At 71.6% G+C, this 3,767-nt stretch carries 4 protein-coding genes; 1 reads left to right on the forward strand and 3 read right to left on the reverse strand.

Annotated features, from left to right (window positions below):
* Positions 1-300: pyridoxal-phosphate dependent enzyme (locus tag QR78_RS30935; protein ID WP_048431471.1), on the forward strand; the 300-nt coding region annotated here is incomplete at its 5' end.
* A gap of 50 nt (positions 301-350) precedes the next feature.
* Here the strand turns inward: QR78_RS30935 and QR78_RS30940 are convergent.
* The 3 genes from QR78_RS30940 to QR78_RS30950 all read right to left on the reverse strand — a co-directional run bounded on the left by QR78_RS30940 (position 351) and on the right by QR78_RS30950 (position 3,576).
* The gene (locus tag QR78_RS30940) at positions 351-641 is read right to left on the reverse strand and encodes a hypothetical protein (protein WP_048431472.1); all 291 of its coding nucleotides are present in this window, start codon (positions 639-641) and stop codon (positions 351-353) included.
* 315 nt (positions 642-956) lie between these two features.
* The gene (locus QR78_RS30945) at positions 957-2,330 is read right to left on the reverse strand and encodes a GGDEF domain-containing protein (protein ID WP_048431473.1); all 1,374 of its coding nucleotides are present in this window, start codon (positions 2,328-2,330) and stop codon (positions 957-959) included.
* Positions 2,331-2,646: 316 nt separating this feature from the next.
* Positions 2,647-3,576, reverse strand: a complete 930-nt coding sequence (locus tag QR78_RS30950; protein WP_048431474.1) for an AEC family transporter — start codon at positions 3,574-3,576, stop codon at positions 2,647-2,649.
* Positions 3,577-3,767: the final 191 nt, after the last annotated feature.

Raw genomic sequence — 3,767 nt, forward strand, 5'->3', positions numbered from 1 at the left:
CCGCGGTCGAGCACGCCCGGCCCGCACAAGATCCAGGGCATCGGCGCCGGCTTCGTGCCGGGCGTGCTCGACCGCGGCGTGATCGACGAGGTGGTGACGGTCTCCAACCAGACCGCCTTCGACACCGCGCGCCTGCTCGCCCGTATCGAGGGCATCCCCGGCGGCATCTCCACCGGCGGCAACGTCGCGGCGGCCCTCGAGATCGCGGCCCGACCGGAATTCAAGGGCAAGCGGATCGTGACGGTCGCCTGCTCGTTCGCCGAGCGCTACATCTCCTCGGCCCTGTTCGAGGGGCTCTGAGGCTCGGCCGGCGGGGCCGCGCGGCCCCGCCGGACCCAAATCGCACGGGATCAGGCGACCAGCTCGGGCTGGCGCTCCTCCTCGCAGGCCCCACGGCGAAACAGGGCGGCGCAGCGCGATTCGCGGTGCACGCTCAGGATCGAGGCCCGGTCGATGTCCGGGTTGTCGGCCAGGATGCGGCGCACGTCCTCGACGAGGCGGCCGTAGCGGCCGGCATCGAAGCCGCTCTCCAGCGGGCTGACCGCGATATAGGCTTCCACCACCAGGACCTTCTCGGCCTTGTCGCGGGAGACCTCCGCGGCGATCCAGGCGGATTTCACGAGGCGGTTCGGGTTGACCATCGGCGTACCTCCGTTCCGGGGGGACCGCTCTGCGGCAGCTTCATCCCTCCCGAGACTGCGGCAAGTCGCGCACGCTGCCAATACCTCCGACGCCCGAACTCGTCGAATGGACGCAACGGCACCATGCGCCGTGCACATGGAACGTCGTGTCGGTGCGGGCCTGCCGGCGTGATTTCGGCACCGCACATCCCGCGTTGCAAAAGAATCCGCCGGATATCCCGCTCGGGATGTCGGCCATCTATGCTTGCAGGATGAATCCTGGACGCGGCGCTCGTCTTGCGGGCGCTCGCGACCCGCGGGAAGGGTACGTCGGGCCTAGGCCGCGCCGCGCTCCGCCAGCCCGGCCTCGGACCAGAGCGAGGCACTGACCTCGACCCGATTGCGGCCGTTGCGCTTGCAGCGGTAGAGCGCGGCATCGGCCCGGCCGACCAGGCTGTCGGTGCTCTCGCCGGGGGCCAGGGTGGCGACGCCGAACGAGCAGGTGCGGGTGCCGACCTCCGGCAGGGCCGTGGCCTCGACGCGCTGGCGCAGCCGCTCGGCCAGGGCGACCGCGGCGGGAAGGTCGGTGTCGGGGCACAGCAGCATGAACTCCTCGCCGCCCCAGCGGCCGAGGATGTCGGTCGGCCGCACGGCGTCGCGCAGGAGATCCGCGAAGGCGACCAGGACCTGGTCGCCGACCTTGTGGCCGTGCCGGTCGTTGACCGACTTGAAGTTGTCGATGTCGCCGAGGATCAGCGAGAGCGGCCGGCCCCGTCCCTCCGTCGCTTCGGCCAGGGCCTCGTCGAGCTTGCGCCGGTTGAACAGGCTGGTGAGCAGGTCGGTATGGGCCAGGGCCTCGAGGTCGCGGGTGCGCTCGGCGATCCGGTCCTGCAGCGTCGCGTTCATCTCGCGCAGGTCGCGCATCAGCGCGGCGTTCTCCTCGAACGACCAGCGCAGCCGGTCGCGCATGGTGTTGAGCGCGCCCGCGAGGGCGTGCAGCTCGTTGCGGCCCCCCGCCTCGATCACCAGGGGCGGCGCCCCGAGGGAATCGGCGTCGATCCGGGCGAGGTAGTCGCGGATCTGGCCCAGCGGCCGGCCGACCATGGTGCGGATCACCAGATAGAAGATGAACCACAGCATGACCGACTTGATCGCCGAGTTGATCAGGATCACGTACAGCGTGTTCTTGACCTGCTCGATGGCGATGCTGTCATCGGAATGGACGGTCCAGGAGCCGATCGGGTAGATCCGGCCGTTCTCGTCGGTGTGGATGACCGGGAAGGTGCGGCTGAACGGCGTGCCGAAGGGCCGGGCGGCGGGCGTCGCGCCGTCGCCGCGGCGGAGCTGGCCGTCCTCGTCCGTGACGGCGCCGGTCGTCTGGACGCGACGGCCGGCCTCGTCGCGCACCTCGACCCCGATGACGGCCGGGATTTCCTGCATGCCCGCCAGGATGCCGCGCAGCACCTCGGCGTTGTAGCGCCACATCGCGTCCTCGATGCCGGGGCTGAAGGTGCGCTGGAGGGCCGCCACGTCGTCCTGGAGGCGCTGGCTCGCCGCCCGGTAGGCGACCATCATCTGCACGGCCGTGAGGCCGACGGCGACGATCACGTAGCAGCCGAAGATCACCCGCATCAGGCGGCCCGCGAGGGCCCGGTCCTGGGACGGCGGACCGCCGTCGAACATCGTGCGGATGGAGCGAAGGATCGCCATGCCCTGGACCCGGCTCCGGATAAGTTGGGACAGCAAGAAGGCGGTCGCGGGACGGGCCGCGCCCTGCCGGTGGCGACGGTTCTCCCCCTACCATGTCTTTTCGCGCGAGTCCCATCCGGCACTGTTCTGTTAGACTCGTGGCCGACTTTCAAGATCCGGTTAATCGCGTCCCCACGGATGCGGGGCCGAACGACCTTCGATCATCCCTCCTCGCCCCGCCCGACCGGTCCCGTTCCGAATCCGTTCCGGCCGGCGTTGCGTCAAGCGCGCCGCCTCGACCTTCGGAGGGCTCGCCGCCGCCTCTCGGCCACCCCGGTCAGGCAAGCCAGGCGACGAGGAGCGAGACCGTGACCACCGAGGCGAGGTGCGAGAGCAGGATCGCCCCGGAGGTCACGCCGGCCTCGAGCCCGTAGAGCTTGGCGAGGGTGAACGGCCCCGATCCGATCGGCAGGGCGCTGAGCAGCACCGCCGCCCGGGCCCAGAGGTCCGGCACCGCGAAGACGTGGTAGACGAGGAGCGCCGTCACCGCCGGCTGCAGCACCAGCTTGAGGACGACGAGCACGGCCATCGGGCGGATGTCGGAGAACACCACCCGCTCCTGGGCGAGGAAGAGCCCGATGCAGACGAGGGCGCAGGGCGAGGCCGCGCCGCCGAGGAGCGCGGCGAAGCGCTCGACCGGCCCGGGCACCGCGGTTCCGGTGAGGCCGACCGCGAGGCCGGCCAGCGGTGCGATCAGGAGCGGATTGCGCAGGAGCGCCCGCACCACCTTGCGGGCGGTGCCCGAACCCGCCCCCTTCTGCAGGTCGAGTTCGATCACCACGATGGCGAACAGGAACAGCACGCAGGCGGTGAACAGGGTGGCGATGACGGCGGCCGGCAGGCTCGCCGGCCCGAAGACCAGCAGGCAGAGCGGGATACCCATGAAGCCGACGTTGCTGTAGCCGGCATCCAGCCCCTCGATGCAGGCCTGGGCCGCGCGCAGGGACCGGCGGAGGCCGAGCAGGAACGCGACCGCGAAGGCCGCCGCGATACCGCCCGCGAAGGCCGCCGCGAAGCCGACCTGGGCGACCTGGTCGGGCGTGATCTTCGCCATGGCGCCGAACATCAGGGCGGGAAGCGCCAGGTAGATCGCGAAGCGGTTCAGGCTGTCGGCCGCCGCCGGCCCGAACAGGGCGGTGCGGCCGGACAGGAACCCCGCCAGGATCAGGGCGAAGATCGGAAGGGCGGCGTTGAGGACGGCGTGCATCGGGAGGGTGCCGGGACCGGGCGGGGCGCCGGCGAGAGCCGCTTTGGTGCAGGCGCGCGGCGGGTGCAAGGGCGCGAGCCCTGCGCCCGCCGCGGGGCGACGTCCCGCCACCGGACGGCGGCGGGATTCGGTGGCCGCGGGGTCAGCCTTGGCTGCCGTAGCCGAAGGTGGCGTCGCCGGGGGCCGCCCGG

The organism is Methylobacterium indicum, assembly GCF_001043895.1.
Taxonomy (GTDB): Bacteria; Pseudomonadota; Alphaproteobacteria; order Rhizobiales; family Beijerinckiaceae; genus Methylobacterium; species Methylobacterium indicum.